The following is a 15,358-nucleotide window of genomic DNA, read 5'->3' as shown; positions in this document are numbered from 1 at the left end:
CACCTTGCCCCTCACAGCTGACGGATGCGCTCCAGCACCGAACGCAGCGTCCCGGCGTCGGGCCGGTGCCGCTCCCAGTCGGAGGTGCGCACCACCACACGGCCCTGGTCCAACAGGTCCGCCAGCAGGATCCGCGTCACCCCCAGCGGAAACCCCGACCGCGAGGCCACCTCGGCCACCGACACCGGCTGCGCGCACAGCGACAGGATCAGCTCCAACTCCGGGTCCAACCGCGCCCCGGAGGCCGAGGCCACCGCGACCACCTGCGAGGTCATCGAAAAGTCCGTACGCGAAGGACGCGTGCGCCCACCCGTCAACGAGTACGGCCGGATCAGACTCGACTCGAACGACCACTCCCGTCCCGACTCCCCGCTGGACGGCTCAGCGTCCACACCCTCACCTCCTCACGCTCCCGCGCCGCGGCAGCGCCGACAGGTGCGGACCCACCTGGCGCACCAGACGGTTCACCTCGAACGCCGCCTGGCCCATGTCGCACGTGGACTCGGCCACCAGCGCCAGCGACGCGCCCTGACCGGCGGCCAGCACGAAGAAGAACACGTTGTCCATCTCCACCACCGTCTGACGCACCTCCGCGGCGCCCAGTTGCCCCCGCGCGCCACGGGCCAGGCTCGCGAACCCGGACGCGATCGCGGCCAGCCGCTCACCCTGCTCACGCCCCAGGTCGGCCGAGCACGACAACAGCAGCCCGTCCGCCGACAGCAACAGCGCGTGCCGCGCCCCCGCCACCCGCCGCACCAGGTCGCCCAGCAGCCAGTCCAGCGTCCTGGCCGGGGACTGCTCCTCCGCCGCTTCGGCCGTCCGGCCTCCCGCCGCAGCGTCCGCCGTCATCGACATCACCCTTCCGAGCTCTCACCGGGGCGCGCACCGCGCACGCCGTCTCCATCCCCGTCCGGGGGCTGTGCGCGCCCGCGCAGGCTCCCGGACTGGAAAGCACTCATCATCGACCGGATCTCGGTCAGCGACCTCTCGGCCGCCGCCTCCCGACTCCCGGACTCCCCGGGTTCCCCGGGCGCGGCCGGGGCGGGCGCGGGGGAGGGCTGCACGCCTTTGCGCCGCCGCCGGGGCAGACCCTTGTAGGTGTCGCCCGTCTCCTGGTCCGCCGCCCCTTGCGAGGGCTCGGTGCCGCTCTCGCCCGCGGCCCGTTCCCCGTCGCCGCCCGGTGCGGCCGGGGAGCCGCCCGCCAGGACCAGCCGCTGCGAGCGCGCGCTCTCCTGCGCGGGCGCGGCCTCCGGGCCAGCGGCCGGATCGGGCCCCTCGGCGCCCGTGTCCTGGCCTGCCAGCGCGTCGGCGGGGACGGCCACGACCGCGCACGTGCCGTGGTCCGGCCCGGCGCTCAGCGTCACCTCCAGGCCGTGGCGCGCGGCGATGGTGGCCACCACGAACAACCCCAGTTGGGAGTCCTCGCGCATCCGGGCCAGGTCGAAGCGCGGCGGGTCGCGCAGCAGCGCGTTGGCCGCCTCCACCTGTTCCCGCGTCATCCCCAGCCCCCGGTCGCGCACCTCCAGCACGCACCCGCCGGCCTCGCCGTCGCGGCCGTGCACCGTCACCTCCGTGCCCGGGGGCGAGAAGGACGTGGCGTTCTCCAACAGCTCCGCCAGCAGCCGCACGGTGTCCGCGCCCACCTCGCCGCGCAGCGCCACCCCCGGCACCGCCAGCACCCGCACCCGCACGTAGTCCTCGATCTCGCTGGCCGCGGCCCGCACCGCCTCGTGCAGGCGCACCGGAGCCAGCCCCCGCCGTACCGGGGCGTCCCCGCTGAGCAGCATCAGGTTCTCGGCGTTGCGCCGCATCTGGGTGCTGAAGTGGTCGATGCGAAAGAGCGACTCCAGCACCTTGGGGTCGGTCTCGGCGCGCTCCAGCGCGTCCAACAGCCCCAGTTGGCGGTGCACCAGCGCCTGCGTGCGCCGGGCGATGTTGCGGAACATGTTGCGCACGCCCGCGCGCACCTGCGCCTCCTCCACCGCCGCAGCCACGGCCGCGCGCTGGGCGTCGTTGAAGGCCTCGGCCACCTGTCCGACCTCGTCGGTGCTCTCCACCCGCAGCCGCGGCACCTCGGCGTCCACGTCCACGCTGCCGCCCGCGCGCAGCCGTGCGGTCACCTCGGGCAGGCGTACCCGGGCGTGCTCCAGGGTGGCGGTGCGCAGGTCCTGCAGGCGCCTGCCCAGGCGCTGGGTGGCGCCCACCGCGACCGCGGAGGAGACCAGGGCGGCCACCAGGGCGGGCACGCTCACCAGCAGGACGCTGGTGCGCAGTTCGGCCGACTGCGAGCGGCTGAAGGCGATGACGCGGTCGATCTGCCCCTGTTCGACGTCGCGCATGCGCGCGTCCACGGCCTCGGCGGCGCCCTGCCAGGCGGTGGCGTTGACCGGCACGGTGGCCCCGCCCCGTACGGGCATGGAGATGATGCTCTCCTGGAGCTGGTAGATGCGCTGCAGCTCGGTGTAGGACTCCAGTTCGATGTAGTCCTGGCTGTCCTCCTCGCTCATCTCGACCACGACCCGTTCCCAGGTGTAGTGCTGGGCTCCGGCCGCGGCGGCGAACTGGGCGTGGGCCTGGACGGGGAAGGAGTTGGTGGCCACGGCGTGGGCCAGGACGGTGTCCTGCTGGTTGAGGAGTTCGCGGGTGCGCATCAGCGAGGTCAGGGAGCGCAGGTGCGGGGCCTGGGCGGGGTCGGCGCGCTCGACCTGGCCGTCCCACACGCGCAGGCCCTGTTCGATGACCTCGTCGTAGACGGTGGAGGTCTCCTCCAGGTCGATCTCGGTGGGGGAGGAGGCGTCCACCCGGGCGCGCAGGGTGTCGAGGCGGTTGACGGCGGCGCGGAAGGCCAGGGCCTGTTCGGGCAGGTCCTGGACGTCGAAGGCGTCCAGGCTCCGGCTCAGGGCGTCCACGGCCTCGTCGGTCTGCTGTCGCGAGTAGGTCAGGTACAGGGCGGTGCGCTCGGTGCCCCAGGCCGCGTCCATGGTGGCGCGGCGTTCGCGCTGGAGCGCGCCGATGGTCTCCTCGACGGGGACGCCGACCTGTTCGGTGAAGGTGGCGGTGGTGCGCAGCTCTCCGATGTCGCCGACGAGCAGGGCGGTGAAGGCGGCCCACAGGGCCAGTAGCACGGTGCTGGGGAACAGGACCAGCGTGATCATGCGGGCGCGAAGCGAACGGCGCTTGTTGTGGGGCATGGGCTCGCTTTTGGGGGAGGGCGGTGGACGCTACCTGCGGGGGCGTCCACCGGTGTGGGGGAGGGGCCGGAGTTCCCCAGAGTGAACCGCTCAACGGGGGATTGCGCAAGCCTGAGGGGGACACCGCGGCCCATACGGGCAGGATCGGTGCAGGTGAAAGGTCTGGCCTCAGCTTGGTAACGCGGACTACGAAGCTACTAAGTACTTTAAAATCTACGTCGTACAGCCCGGCCGTCAGTTTCCACAAAACCAGAGAAACAAAAAAGGCGCGGCTCCGCCGCACCGACCACCACAGGCTCCCTCCTCGGGGGACACATCCGCCGCATGTGACCCCCACCCCGCACACGGGTACGTAGCCCCCAGCGACCACCCGCGCGCGCACCGGCGCGCGCGACCGCCACCGGGGGAGAGGACCCGCCATGAGACTCACCGAGGAACAGATCCGCGACGGCCTGACCCGCCTCACCGACTGGGAACTGGACCCCGCCGCACCCGCCATCCGCCGCACCGTGCGCCTGCCCGACTTCCCGGCCGCCATCGCCTTGGTCAACGAGATCGCCCAGGCCGCCGAACAGGTCGACCACCACCCCGACATCGACATCCGCTACGACACCCTGCACCTGGCGCTGAGCACCCACTCCGAGGGAGCCGTCACCGACAAGGACATGTCCCTGGCCGCCCGCGTGGACGAACTCGTCCCCTGACCCCGAGGCCCCGGCCCCGGCCCCGGGGGAGCGGCGCACGGGGCGGCGCCGACGCGCCCCCACCACCCCGGGCCACAGGGGCGCAGCCCACCGTCAGCGCAGCCGCGCCCGGCGCATCTTGCCCGAGGCCGTGCGCGGCAGCTCCTCCACGAAGTCCACCACCCGCGGCGCGGCGTGCGCGGCGAACCGCTCGCGCACCCACACCTTGAGCTCCTCGGCCAGCTCCGGAGTGGCCTCACGGTCGGCGCCCAGGACCACCCGCGCACCGATCACCTGCCCCGCCAGCTCGTCGGGGATGGAGTACACCCCGCACTCCTGCACCGCGGGGTGGGCGTTGAGCACCGACTCCACCTCGCTCGGACCGATCCGGTACCCGTAGGTCAAGATGGCCCCGTCGTCACGGGTGGAGAAGAACAACGACCCCTGACGGTCCTGGATGCCGGTGTCCCCGGTCAGGTAGTAGGCGCGGTCGGGGGTGAACCGCACCTGCGAGGCCCCCTCCTGGCCGACGTAGCCCTCGAACCAGGCCAGCGGACTGTGCGCCAGGTCCACCGCCACACGCCCGTAGGCGCCCAGGGGAGCGGGGTCGTCGGAGATCGCCTCCAGGATCTGCACCCGCCAGCCCGGCAGGGCGGGACCGATCGCCCCCGGCGGCAGATCGGCCGACCCCTGACCGGTCTCGCCGTTGGGCACGCCCACACACCAGCCCAGCTCGGTCTGCCCGTAGTGGTCGCGCACCGGGACGCCGAACACGTCGGTGACCCAGTCGATGACGTCGGGGGCCAGCGGCTCGCCCGCACTGGCCAGGCTCTGCACCATCACCTCGGGCGGCAGGGTCTTGGTGGCCGCGCGCAGCGTCCGGTAGGTGGTCGGATCGGCCGCCAGGTTGGTCACGCCGTGCACGCCCAGCACGTCCAGGGTCAGCTCCGGGTCGAAGAACCCGGCCCGCAGCGCCAGGGAGTTGTGCCCGGCCAGCAGCGGCGAGACGAGCCCGTGGTAGAGGCCGTAGGCCGAACCCGGGTCGGCGGTGTTCCAGTAGACGTCGTCGTCGCGCACGCCCAGGCCGTAGTGGTGGTAGGCGTGCATGGCGGCCAGGGCGCGCACGGGCACCCGCACACCCCGGGGCGGGCCGATGACCCCCGAGACGTAGACGACGGCCAGCAGGCCGTCCCCGCCCACGGCGGCCTCGGGCGCGGACGGCGCCGCGGCGGTGCGGGCGGCCAGCCCGGTGAGGGTGTGGTCGCCCTCGTGGGCGGGCTCGGCGGCGGTGGTGACGATGTGCCAGGGGCGGTCGGCGCCGGTGACGAGCTTGGCGCGGTACTCGGCGTCGCACACCACCAGGCGGGCGCCGGAGTCGGTGAGGCGTTCGTTGATGGCCGAGGGCGCGAAGGAGGAGAGCAGGGGGACCAGCACGGCTCCCAGACGCCACACGGCCAGGGCGGTGACGGTCAGGTCGACGCCCTTGGGGATGAGGGTGGCGACGCGGTCCCCGCTGGTGACGCCCAGGTCGGCCAGACCGGTGGCCAGGTCGCGGGAGCGCTGGGCGAGGTCGCCGAAGGTGAGGGTGGTGGCCTCCAGGGTGGGGCCGATCTCGGTGGTGGCGGTGGCGTGGGGGTCGTGGCGGTCGCAGAGGAGGTGTGCCACCGATGTGGTGGGTGTGTCGTAAGTGGCGAGCCAGTCGCGGACGTGGTGCTCCGGGTCGGGCACGGGCATCGGTGACGGTCCTCTTTTTCGGTTGGTGTGGGGTTTTCGCGGGTTACGTCAACACTATGCCCACCTGTGAGGCTGGCCTCACTCGCGCGCCGCGTGGGCGCTGGGACATGATGTGGGGATGGATAGCGTCGCGGTGGTGGAACGTTTCGGTCTGGGTGCGGATGTGCGCCTGTGGCTGGAGGAGGCGGAGCGGCTGCCGGAGCCGGCGAGGGCTCTGGAGGTTCCGGTGGGTGCTGAGGCGGAGCGGGTGTTGGACCTGTTCGCGCTGGAGGCGGCGGACCGGGCCGAGGTGGCGGCGCTCTGGCCGGGTTCGGGCTCTGAGCCGGGGGAGTGGCCGCCGGAGCTGTGGTACCTGGTGGAGTGCATGTACCGGCGCCTGTGCGCGGACGCGGACCTGGCGCTGGGGGAGTGGCGGGACTGGCCGTCGCTGGTGGAGGCCGAGGACGCGCGGGTGCGCGCGGCGTCGCTGTGGGCGTTCGCGGCGCGGGTGTCCGCGCAGTTCGAGGCGCACGCGGAGCTGGGCGTGGACCCGGCGGTGACGGCGGCGACGCTGGCCGACGTGGGCGTGCAGGTGGCGCGGTCGCGGCGGATGTTCGGCCGGTTGAGCGTGGAGACGGCGTCGTGGGTGGCGGCGCAGTTCCGGGGGCGCCTGTACTGGGTGGGCGGGTTGCAGCTGGAGCCGGGGGTGCTGACCGACCAGGGCGGTGTGGAGTGGTACGCCGAGCAGGAGGCGGCGCGGTTGGGTCCGGGTATGGGGCGCGGGGATCTGGCGCTGCGGTTGCACATCCCTTCGGGGGGCCTGGACCCGGCGTCGGTGGATGACGCGCTGGCGCGGGCGCGGGGGTTCGCGCGCTCGCACCTGGGGTTCGACCCGGTGGTGGCCACGTGTACGTCGTGGTTGCTGGACCCGCAGTGGGAGGAGGTGTTGGGGGAGGGCTCCAACATCGTGGGGTTCCAGCGGCGGTTCACGCTGGTGGGGCGCGGGCAGCCGGGGGAGTCGGACGTGTTCCGGTTCGTGTTCGGGATGCCGGTGGTGGACGTGGCCGCGGCCGGGCGGCGTACGCGGTTGGAGCGTGCGGTGGTGGAGCGGTTGGAGTCGGGGGGTGCGTGGCAGGTGCGCACGGGGTGGTTGCGGCTGCCCGGGTAGGGCTCGTGTGCGGGTTCCCCGGGGTTCGGCGGCGCGCGGGCCCCGGGGACGCGGGCTCGCGGGTGCCGGGAGTGCGGGGCGGCGGGACAGGGTTCGTCGGGCTCGGCCGGGGCGGGCGGGCCAAGGAAAGGCCTTCGTCCGGCTGAGAGGCGCCGTTCAGCCCCGGGGCATGAGAGGACGGGCAGAGGAGGGGCCGACCACCTCGACTTTACATAATGTGCATTATCGGCGATATGGGAGGGCCTGCGGGGAAGGGGTTCCCGGGCCTGTGGGAGGTGCACGCCCGGGACGTGTGGACGTCAGCGTGTCCGGCGGCTGGCGGCGTCGGCGTGGTTGGGCGGCCGAGCTGCCGGGTGGCGGCGCGCGCCGGCCCGGGTTCGGCGCTGAGAACGCCGCCGCACGGTCGTCGCGTGCGCGGCCGGATGCCTGGAACCCCGGAGCGTCTGCCTGCCCGGAGTGCGTGGCGACCGAGCCCTGGGGCCTGAAGGCTGACGCAGGACCGATCGACCAGCTGTCCTCGGCGCGGCTGCGGCCTGGTCCGCTGAACGCTCCATCTCTTCGAACGCGCTGACCGGTTCGCCCCGTCCGGACCGGCCTCGTCGCCGGGGCCGGTGTGTGGGCGCCCCGGAGGCCTCACCCGCGGTCAACCGTGACCTGGGTGTTTTTGCGCCGTGCTGGTCACCCGGGCGGGGCGTGACGCCCCGGTGCGGCAGGTCGGCTCCAAGAAGAAGGTGCTGGTGGGCGGCGGGGTGTCCCCTGCGAACGCGCCCCTCTCCCGATTCCTGCATGTTTCATGCATAAACCGTGTTATGCATGATTTTGTAGGGTTTTATACTTCTATGCGAAGTTTCGTGGCGGCTGGTCGGCCGACGAGTCACTCACCGGTGACCCTTCCCCCGCGCGCTCGACCCCGGGCCCGCGCCCCGCCGAACCCCTCCACCGGCCTGCGACCGCTCCACGCCGCTCGCCCCCCCTGCTCCCCCGCCCAAGCCTTCGAGTCCGGCGTCGCCCGGAGTTCCCCCTCCCCTGCCCCGGGTGGACGACCCCGTGGAAGGCATGGAGTGACATATCAATAACGAAAAGTCACCGAACCTGGATCGTGCGCGGACTCCCCCGGACGCCGCTCCCCCTTCGGGCGGGAGCGTCCTCCCGTGAGGCCGGAGGGCGACGCGTGGACCTCTGCCGACGGGGCGCGGCCGTGCCGTCATGGTCAGGGCCCCTCCCCCGCCGCCCGGTGTCGAACACGTTCGAACACGGTGGAGGGAGGCGGTGGAAGCGCCCGCGGAATCGGGGATGCTGGGGGTATGAGTGCTCAGACGGGGCCTGTGGCCGAGGCTGTGGAGCAGTACCTGGTGGCGCGTCGGGCGGCCAAGCCCTCCCCGCACACGGTGGCCGCCTACCGGCGTGATCTGCGCGGGGTGTTGGGGTGTGTGGCGCAGGTGGTGGGTGTGGAGCCTGAGCGGGTGGGGTGGCAGGACCTGGAGGCGGGGGTGCTGCGGGCGGCGTTCGCGGAGTTCGCCGGGGAGCGGGCGGCCTCCAGTGTGGTGCGGGCGTGGTCGACGTGGAACGGGTTCTTCGGGTTCTGGGTGGCGGAGGGGGTGGTGGCGGGCAATCCCATGTCGGCGGTGCCGCGGCCGCGGGTGCGTCCTTCGGGGCCCAAGCCGTTGATGGGTGAGGACACGCCGGAGCGGTTGTTGGAGGCGTTGGCGCGGGGTGCGCGCAAGGCGCGTGATCCGTGGCCGGAGCGGGATCTGGCGGTGCTGGCGTTGGCGCTGTTGACGGGGATGCGGTCGGCGGAGATGTTGTCGCTGCGGGTGGAGTCGGTGGGCGGGCGTTCGGGTGAGCGTCGTATCCGGGTGGTGGGCAAGGGCGGGGGTGAGCGGGTCCTGCCGATCGAGGTGCCGTTGGAGGCGTTGTTGGAGGCCTATCTGGTCTCGCGGCGTGAGCGGTTCGGGGTGGTGCGGGGGTCGGATCCGTTGTTGGTGGACAACCGGGGTGAGGGGTTGCGCCGGGGCGGGCTGCAGTACCTGGTGCAGCAGTGCTACAAGCACGCGGGTGTGCACGACCGGGTGGCGCGGGGGACGCTGGTGCACGCGTTGCGGCACACCTTCGCGACGCGGTTGGCGGAGGACGGGGCGTCGGTGTCGGAGATCATGCATCTGCTGGGGCACGCGTCGGTGGCGTCGTCGCAGGCCTACATCGAGGTGACGGCGCGGGCGCAGCGGGAGGCGGCGTCGTCGAACCGTACGTACGGGGTGCTGCGGCGTCTGGTGGCCGAGGGCGGGGGCGGCTGAGCCGGGGGGTGGCTAGGCTTTGCCTGTGGATACGACTTACTTGACTGTGTCATCGGTGAACGTGAACGGGTTGCGGGCCGCGGCGAAGAAGGATCCGGGGTTCGTGGGGTGGTTGGCGGACACCGACGCCGATGTGGTGTGCCTTCAGGAGACGCGGGCCGAGGCCGAGCAGTTGCCGACGGGTGTGGTGGCGCCTGAGGGGTGGCACGTGGTGTTGGCTCCGGCGGCGGCGCGGGGGCGTGCGGGGGTCGCGGTGTACTCGCGGCGTGAGCCCGACGGGGTGCGGGTGGGGTTCGGCCATGCCGAGTTCGAGGACGCGGGCCGGTATGTGGAGGTGGACCTGGGTGGGGTGACGGTGGCGAGCCTGTACCTGCCCTCGGGTGAGGTGGGCACCGAGCGCCAGGAGGAGAAGGAGCGCTTCATGGAGGCGTTCCTGCCGTATCTGGTCAAGCGGCGGGCCGAGGTGGAGGAGCGCGGTCGTGAGCTGGTGGTGTGCGGGGACTGGAACATCGCCCATGCCGAGGTGGATCTGAAGAACTGGCGGGGCAACCGCAAGAACGCGGGGTTCCTGCCCGAGGAGCGGGAGTGGTTGTCGCGGGTCCTGGGTGAGGCGGGGTTCGTGGACGTGGTGCGGTCGTTGCATCCGGATCAGGAGGGGCCCTACACGTGGTGGTCCTACCGTGGTCGTGCCTTCGACAACGACGCGGGGTGGCGGATCGATCTCCAGGTGGCCACGCCGGGGTTGGCGGGGCGTGCGGTGGAGGCGCGGGTGGAGCGTGCCGCTGAGCACGCCGGGCGTTGGTCGGATCATGCTCCGGTGACGGTGCGCTACCGGGTGCGGTAGGAGGAGGCGGTCATGGGTGTGCCGATCGTTCTGGTGCACGGGTTGCGGGTGTCGGGGAGTATGTGGCGCCCGCAGGTGGAGTTGTTGGAGAGCGAGGGGCGCACGGTGGTGGTCCCCGACCTTCCGGGGCACGGGTCGCGTCGGGGTGAGGAGTTCTCGCTGGGGCGTGCGGTGGACGCCGTGTTGGACGCGGTCGACAGTGTGGGCGGTCGGGCGCTGGTGGTGGGGTTGAGCCTGGGCGGGTTCGTCTCGATCGCGACGGCGGCCGCGGCTCCGGGGAGGGTGGCGGGGTTGGTGGCGGCCGGGTGTACGGCCAAGCCGGCGCAGTTGTTGGCGCAGGTGTACCGGATTCCGGCGGTGTTGATGGACCGGTTGCCGGACAAGGGTGCGGCGGTCAACGAGCGGTTCCACCGGTTGACGTTGCGTGATGGTGCGGCGGAGGCGGTGTTGGGTGGTGGTTTGGCGGTGGAGGCGGCCACGGCGGTGATCGACGCGGTCTCGGAGATGGACGTGTTGGCGGCGTTGTCGGCGTACGAGGGTCCGGTGTGGTTGATCAACGGGGCGCGGGACCACTTCCGGATCCATGAGAAGCGTTTCTTCGACGCGTGTGCGGATGGTCGGTTGGTGAACGTGCCGCGGGCGGGGCACATGGTGAGTTTGGATCAGCCGGTGAATTTTTCGCGGATCGTCGCGGACGCGGCTGATGTGGTGTCGGGTCGTGAGCGTGCGCGGCGTGCGCTGGAGTCCGGGGAGGGCTGAAGCCGCGGCGGTTGCGGGGGGCGGGGGTTGGTGTGCCTTCGCCCCCCTTCGGTGCGTCAGGGGGTGGGTGCTGGCAGGCGGAAGTAGATGGCGGGGTTGTGGTGGCCGGGGTGCAGGGGCGCGGTCAGGCCGAGTTCTTCCTTGAGTTCGCGTAGGGCGCGGTGGGTGTGGGGTGCGCGGGCGGCGGAGGCGGTGAAGAAGGCGGTGGTGTGGGCGGTGAGCCAGGCCATGACGTGGGCGCCTTCGGTGAAGGGCGGGGTGGAGTGGCGCCGGAAGACGTCGTGGACGGTGACGGTGGTGTGCGGGGGCAGGGTGGGCAGCAGGTGGTGCAGGTACCAGCGGGCGAACCAGCCCTGGTGGGTGGCGTTGATGTGCAGGTGGTCGGTGCGCGGGGGCAGGTGGGCGGTGCTGGTGCGGATGTCGCCGTGGGTGAAGGTCCAGCGGTCGTGGGTCAGGTCGGTGGGGACGTGGCGGGGCGCGTGGTCGCGGGTGTCGAAGGAGTGCAGGTGGCCGGTGCCGTTGTCGCGCAGGGCGGACAGGATCCAGGTGGTGGACCAGCCGTGGTCGGTGCCGATCTGGACGGTGTGGGCGGGGGTGTTCTCGCGGAGGAGGAGGTAGGTGATCTCGGCTTCGATGTCGTCGGTGCAGGGGCGCAGGCGGGGGTCGGCGGTGTGGTGGTGGCGCATCTGGTCGCGGACGCGGGCCAGGTCGTCGCGGTGGGTGCGGTAGAGGTGGCGGATGTGGTCGAGGTCGATGGTGGTGGGCATGTGGTTTCCTCGGGTGTGGCGTGGACACGGTGTGGTTGCCGAAAGTAGCAGTGTTGTCGCCGTGTGTTCATCTGGGGGTGGGTGTGTCGTCGTGTGCGGGGCCGGGCTGCAGTGCGCGTTGGGCGGGTGGTGGGTCGGGCCCGTGCGGGGGTGATGGCCGGTCGGGGTTTGTTGCATATTGCACATGATGGGGTCATCCGCTGTTTTCGGTGGGTTCGGGACTGTCCAAGGAATGGGATGCTCCCTAAGGTTGGCCAGGTGACAAGCAGTGCGACGCCGCCTCCGAGTGCGGCCAACCAAACGCAGACCTCCGGTGCCGGACTGGCCCATTCGCTCCGGCGCCGCCACATGGCGCTGATCGCGATCGGCGGTTCGGTGGGCGCCGGGCTCTTCATCGGTTCCGGGTCGGTCATCCAGATGGCGGGCCCGGCGGCGGTGCTCTCCTACGTCCTGGCGGGCGCGCTGGTGTTCTTCACTCTGCGCGCCCTGGGCGAGATGGTGGTGGCGGTTCCGGCCGGGGGTTCCTTCTCCGACTACGCCCGGCTGGCCTTCGGTCCCCGCGCCGGTTTCACCATCGGGTGGGTGTACTGGTGGATGTACGCGGTGCTGGTGGCCGCGGAGTCGGTGGCCGGTGCGGCGATCCTGGGCCAGTGGGTGCCGGGTGTGCCCGGGTGGGCGCTGGCGCTGCTGGTGCTGTTGTCGATGACGGTGGCCAACCTGGTCTCGGTGCGCGTGTTCGCCGAGACCGAGTCGTTCTTCTCGTTGGTCAAGGTGGCCACGATCGTGGCGTTCCTGTTGATCGGCGGCCTGTGGGCGCTGGGTCTGTGGAGCGGTGCGGGCGGCTCCAGTGTGGCCAACCTGTGGGAGCACGGCGGGGTGGCGCCCAACGGGTGGGTGGCGGTGCTGGCGGCCACGGTGGTGGTGCTGTTCGCCTTCGGCGGGGTGGAGATCATCACCGTGGCCGCGGGTGAGAGCTCCGAGCCCGAGCGCGGTGTGGCCTCGGCAGTGACCAACGTGCTCTGGCGGATCGGGCTGTTCTACGTGGCCTCGATCCTGGTCGTGGTGATGGTGCTGCCGTGGAACAGCGTGGATCCGGGGCGCAGCCCGTTCGTGGCGGTGATGGAGCTCGTGGGTGTGCCCGGGGCGGCGCTGATCATGGAGATCGTGGTCTTCATCGCGGTGCTGAGCGTGTTGAACGCGGCGATGTACACCTCCTCGCGGATGCTGTTCACGCTGACCCGGCAGGGGGACGCCCCGCGGGTGCTGCGCGGGACCAACCGGCGGGGTGTGCCGGTGCGGGCGATCCTGCTCGGCACCGTGGTGGGGTACGGGGCGGCGGTGGCCGACTACCTGTGGCCCGATCGGGTGTTCCCGTTCCTGGTGGCCTCGATCGGCGCGATCCTGCTGGTGCTGTTCCTGACCATCTGCGCCTCGCAGTTGGTGGTGGGGGCGCGGGTGCGTCGGCGTGAGCCGCAGCGGTTGACGCTGCGGATGTGGGCGTTTCCGTACCTGACGTGGGTGGTGTTGGGGGGTCTGGTGACGATCTTCGTGGCGATGGTGGTCATTCCCGACCAGCGTCAGGCGCTGTTGGCGTCGGTGGGGTCGGTGGTGGTGGCCTTGGTGGCCTATGAGTTCCGGCGCCGGTGGGGGCGTACGCCGCCCACGGACCGGGTGCTGGCGGTGCCGGACCGGCCCGACGCGGAGGCGCTGCGCCGTCGTCCGGGCGTCGAGTAGCGCGGGGTGTGCCGCGCTGCGGGGAGCGGTGTGCGGTGTCCCTTGGTCAGTGGTCGCCGTGGCGCGGCGGGCTTGGCGGGGCTCCGCTCCCGGTGGGGGCGGGGCCCCGTCGCCGTGGATACGGTCCCCTCCCCCGGAACGGGTGCCCGTCTTGAGGTGAAGTGATGCTGTTTCTGGTTTTTGTCGCTAGGGTGCTGCGCAACCTCTGAGAGGAGCACCCCCGTGCGTCACTTCATCGGCTTGCTGTCCGGTCTGATCCTGGGTCCGTTGCTGGTCCTGCTGGCGGGGTGGGCGTTCACCCACCTGCGCGGCTTGCACGCGGTCGGTCTGGGCGCCCTGCAGGGCTCGGGTCCCCTGGCGGTGGCCGGGTTGGTGGGTGCGGGGCTGTTGGTGGCGATGGTGGCGGTGCCGCCGCGGCTGACGCCGATGCTGCCCCTGGGCGCGGCGCTGGCCGTGGGTTCGCTGAGCGCTCTGTCGGTGTGGCGGATGTACCTGCTGGAGCGGTTGCCGCAGCTGCCCGGGACCGAGGGCGCTCTGGTGCTGCTGCCGCTGGGGGTGTTCGTGCCCTTGGTGGTGGTGCTGGTGGCCCCGGTGTTCGTGGGGCAGCGCTGGCGCCGTGAGGACGATGAGGGCCCCAGCGAGGAGGAGTACTTCGAGGGCCTGTACGAGGACGAGCGGGACCCCCGGCGCACGCGCAGTGCGACCGAGTCGGTGCCCCACACCCCCCGGCACCGGGCCTGAGGCAAGGCGTCTCGGGGCCCCTTTGCGGGGTCCCGGCCCGCCGGTGTCGTGTCGGGTCGTGTGAGGTGCGGCGCGGGCCGTCAGCGCCAGGCGGGCCCCCAGCCCGAGCTGTTGGACACCCCGGGCGGCAGGGGCGGCAGGATGCCGTTGCCGCCGGTGTGCTCGGCGGGGGGCCGGGGCGCGTGGGGCGGCTGCGCGGGGGCGGTTTGGGCCGGGGGTCGGACGGGTTTGGGGCGGGGTGCGCTCTGCGGCTCCGGTGGGGCCGCCGGTTCGGGGGCGGGGGGTTCCTCGGGCAGGAAGCCGCGTACGCGCAGGGGTTCGGCCTCCTCGGTGCCGAGCACGACCGGTTCGGGCAGCGGCGGGTGCTGGTCCTCGTCGGCGCTGGGGATGGCCGGTTCCGCCGGGGCGACGCGCTTCCACCACAGCGCCGCCTCCTCGGGGGGAAGTTCGGCCTCCACCTCCAGCCAGCCGCGTACCTGGGGGTGGCGCCTGGCGGCGTTCCAGGAGCGGGGGTAGGGCTGCTCGTCCAGGACCAGCAGGTGTTCGCCCTCCAGAGTGGGGATCTCGGCGGGCAGGCCCTCGTTCCACACCCAGGTGCCGTCGTGTGCGACCAGGTTCCACCAGCCGCGCACGGTCTGGGCTGCGGGGTCGGGCGCGCTGTCGCGGAAGGCGGCGACCCAGCGCGGGTCGGGCGGGTCGCCGGGCAGGCCCTGGCGGTGGGGGCCGATGAGGGCGTCGGCGAGCAGGGTGTGCAGTTGGGCGTTGTCGCCCACGCCCTCGAAGCGGACGCGGAAGGCGCGCTGGGAGGTGCGGTCCAGGACCAGGGTGCCGGTGGTCTCGGCCATGCGCAGCAGGTCGCGGACCTGGCCGAACTCGGTGAGCAGTTCGGAGAGCTGGTTGGCGATGGCCAGGAGTTCGGCGTGCAGGGCGGGGTCGCGGCGCATGTGGGCGCGGACCGGGGCCTCGCTGAGCATGGTCCTGGCGGCCAGGCCGTGGCGGCGGATGGTCCACCAGCACATGGTGGCGCCGGGGGCGTCGTTGCCCAGGTCGGCGGTCACGCGGGCCTCGGCGTCGGCGGTGACGGCGTCGGGGTCGGGTGGGGCGTCGGTGCCGGTGCGTTCCCAGGCGCGGACGAAGACGATGGCGCCCCGGCCCATGGTGCGCAGGCGGCGCAGGACCTCGACGCCGGTGGGGCCGGGGTCGGTGCCCATCTCGACCAGTGCTCCGGCGACCAGGGACAGGTCGGCGATGATGCCGGGGGCGGCGTGGTCTCCCGAGAGCAGGGGGGCCAGTGCCTCCAGGGCGAGTTCGCGTTCGGAGGCGGGGATCTGGGAGGCCAGCACGTAGACCTTGTGGACGGCTGGGGGGAAGTGTTGGGGGTCGGTGGCGACGGAGGCGTCGATCAGTTCTTGGAACGCCGCGCGAAACTCGTCGACCATGGGCCCGTCCCCTTTCTCACGGAAC

The 15,358-nt window shown here is 72.4% G+C and carries 13 protein-coding genes; 7 read left to right on the top strand and 6 right to left on the bottom strand.

Annotation, left to right across the window (positions count from 1 at the left end):
- Positions 1-11: 11 nt before the first annotated feature.
- Genes PV789_RS15470 through PV789_RS15460 form a run of 3 tightly spaced genes read right to left on the bottom strand, consistent with a single transcriptional unit; the run spans position 12 to position 3,191 of the window.
- Entirely contained in the window at positions 12-392 is a 381-nt protein-coding gene (locus PV789_RS15470) for a DUF742 domain-containing protein (protein WP_274973277.1), read from the bottom strand.
- 4 nt (positions 393-396) lie between these two features.
- Positions 397-855: a roadblock/LC7 domain-containing protein gene (locus PV789_RS15465; RefSeq protein ID WP_274973276.1), complete on the bottom strand. Its 459-nt coding sequence runs from the start codon at positions 853-855 to the stop codon at positions 397-399.
- On the bottom strand, positions 855-3,191 hold the full coding sequence (locus PV789_RS15460) for a sensor histidine kinase (protein WP_274973275.1): 2,337 nt from the start codon (positions 3,189-3,191) through the stop codon (positions 855-857). Before PV789_RS15460 ends, PV789_RS15465 begins: the two co-directional genes overlap by 1 nt.
- Positions 3,192-3,610: 419 nt before the next feature.
- On the opposite strand from PV789_RS15460, the gene PV789_RS15455 reads away from it, so the two are divergent.
- Positions 3,611-3,895 carry a 4a-hydroxytetrahydrobiopterin dehydratase gene (locus PV789_RS15455; RefSeq protein ID WP_047871301.1) on the top strand — a complete coding sequence of 95 codons (285 nt, stop codon included), beginning with the start codon at positions 3,611-3,613 and terminating at the stop codon, positions 3,893-3,895.
- A 93-nt stretch (positions 3,896-3,988) separates the two neighbouring features.
- Here the strand turns inward: PV789_RS15455 and PV789_RS15450 are convergent, their stop codons facing one another.
- Positions 3,989-5,608: an AMP-binding protein gene (locus tag PV789_RS15450; protein WP_274973274.1), complete on the bottom strand. Its 1,620-nt coding sequence runs from the start codon at positions 5,606-5,608 to the stop codon at positions 3,989-3,991.
- A gap of 118 nt (positions 5,609-5,726) precedes the next feature.
- Between PV789_RS15450 and PV789_RS15445 the strand changes: the two genes are divergently transcribed.
- The 4 genes from PV789_RS15445 (at position 5,727) to PV789_RS15430 (ending at position 10,652) form a co-directional block, all read left to right on the top strand.
- Positions 5,727-6,755, top strand: a complete 1,029-nt coding sequence (locus PV789_RS15445; RefSeq protein ID WP_274973273.1) for an acyltransferase domain-containing protein — start codon at positions 5,727-5,729, stop codon at positions 6,753-6,755.
- Positions 6,756-8,059: 1,304 nt separating this feature from the next.
- Positions 8,060-9,049: a tyrosine-type recombinase/integrase gene (locus tag PV789_RS15440; protein WP_274973272.1), complete on the top strand. Its 990-nt coding sequence runs from the start codon at positions 8,060-8,062 to the stop codon at positions 9,047-9,049.
- Positions 9,050-9,074: 25 nt separating this feature from the next.
- Complete coding sequence (locus PV789_RS15435; protein WP_274973271.1) at positions 9,075-9,893, top strand: exodeoxyribonuclease III; 819 nt, start codon at positions 9,075-9,077, stop codon at positions 9,891-9,893.
- Positions 9,894-9,905: 12 nt separating this feature from the next.
- Entirely contained in the window at positions 9,906-10,652 is a 747-nt protein-coding gene (locus PV789_RS15430; protein WP_274973270.1) for an alpha/beta fold hydrolase, read from the top strand.
- A 56-nt stretch (positions 10,653-10,708) separates the two neighbouring features.
- Here the strand turns inward: PV789_RS15430 and PV789_RS15425 are convergent, their stop codons facing one another.
- Complete coding sequence (locus PV789_RS15425) at positions 10,709-11,419, bottom strand: class I SAM-dependent methyltransferase (protein ID WP_274973269.1); 711 nt, start codon at positions 11,417-11,419, stop codon at positions 10,709-10,711.
- A 348-nt stretch (positions 11,420-11,767) separates the two neighbouring features.
- On the opposite strand from PV789_RS15425, the gene PV789_RS15420 reads away from it, so the two are divergent.
- On the top strand, positions 11,768-13,153 hold the full coding sequence (locus tag PV789_RS15420; protein WP_274978151.1) for an amino acid permease: 1,386 nt from the start codon (positions 11,768-11,770) through the stop codon (positions 13,151-13,153).
- 222 nt (positions 13,154-13,375) lie between these two features.
- Entirely contained in the window at positions 13,376-13,894 is a 519-nt protein-coding gene (locus tag PV789_RS15415) for a hypothetical protein (RefSeq protein WP_274973268.1), read from the top strand.
- Positions 13,895-13,974: 80 nt separating this feature from the next.
- Here PV789_RS15415 and PV789_RS15410 read toward each other — a convergent pair whose 3' ends face one another.
- Positions 13,975-15,333, bottom strand: a complete 1,359-nt coding sequence (locus tag PV789_RS15410) for a hypothetical protein (RefSeq protein ID WP_274973267.1) — start codon at positions 15,331-15,333, stop codon at positions 13,975-13,977.
- Positions 15,334-15,358 lie beyond the last annotated feature (25 nt).

It is taken from the genome of Nocardiopsis camelliae (assembly GCF_028993595.1).
In the GTDB taxonomy this organism is placed as follows: Bacteria; Actinomycetota; Actinomycetes; order Streptosporangiales; family Streptosporangiaceae; genus Nocardiopsis; species Nocardiopsis dassonvillei.
Note: the sequence above shows the minus strand (reverse complement) of the source record. Positions and strands in the feature narration are given on the sequence as shown.

Excerpts from the sequence above, each read along its gene's own strand:
- PV789_RS15445 (WP_274973273.1), top strand. The coding sequence starts at position 5,727 with ATGGATAGCGTCGCGGTGGTGGAACGTTTCGGTCTGGGTGCGGATGTG.
- PV789_RS15465 (WP_274973276.1), bottom strand. The coding sequence starts at position 855 with ATGTCGATGACGGCGGACGCTGCGGCGGGAGGCCGGACGGCCGAAGCG.
- PV789_RS15440 (WP_274973272.1), top strand. The coding sequence starts at position 8,060 with ATGAGTGCTCAGACGGGGCCTGTGGCCGAGGCTGTGGAGCAGTACCTG.
- PV789_RS15460 (WP_274973275.1), bottom strand. The coding sequence starts at position 3,191 with ATGCCCCACAACAAGCGCCGTTCGCTTCGCGCCCGCATGATCACGCTG.
- PV789_RS15410 (WP_274973267.1), bottom strand. The coding sequence starts at position 15,333 with ATGGTCGACGAGTTTCGCGCGGCGTTCCAAGAACTGATCGACGCCTCC.
- PV789_RS15430 (WP_274973270.1), top strand. The coding sequence starts at position 9,906 with ATGGGTGTGCCGATCGTTCTGGTGCACGGGTTGCGGGTGTCGGGGAGT.
- PV789_RS15420 (WP_274978151.1), top strand. The coding sequence starts at position 11,768 with ATGGCGCTGATCGCGATCGGCGGTTCGGTGGGCGCCGGGCTCTTCATC.
- PV789_RS15425 (WP_274973269.1), bottom strand. The coding sequence starts at position 11,419 with ATGCCCACCACCATCGACCTCGACCACATCCGCCACCTCTACCGCACC.
- PV789_RS15450 (WP_274973274.1), bottom strand. The coding sequence starts at position 5,608 with ATGCCCGTGCCCGACCCGGAGCACCACGTCCGCGACTGGCTCGCCACT.
- PV789_RS15455 (WP_047871301.1), top strand. The coding sequence starts at position 3,611 with ATGAGACTCACCGAGGAACAGATCCGCGACGGCCTGACCCGCCTCACC.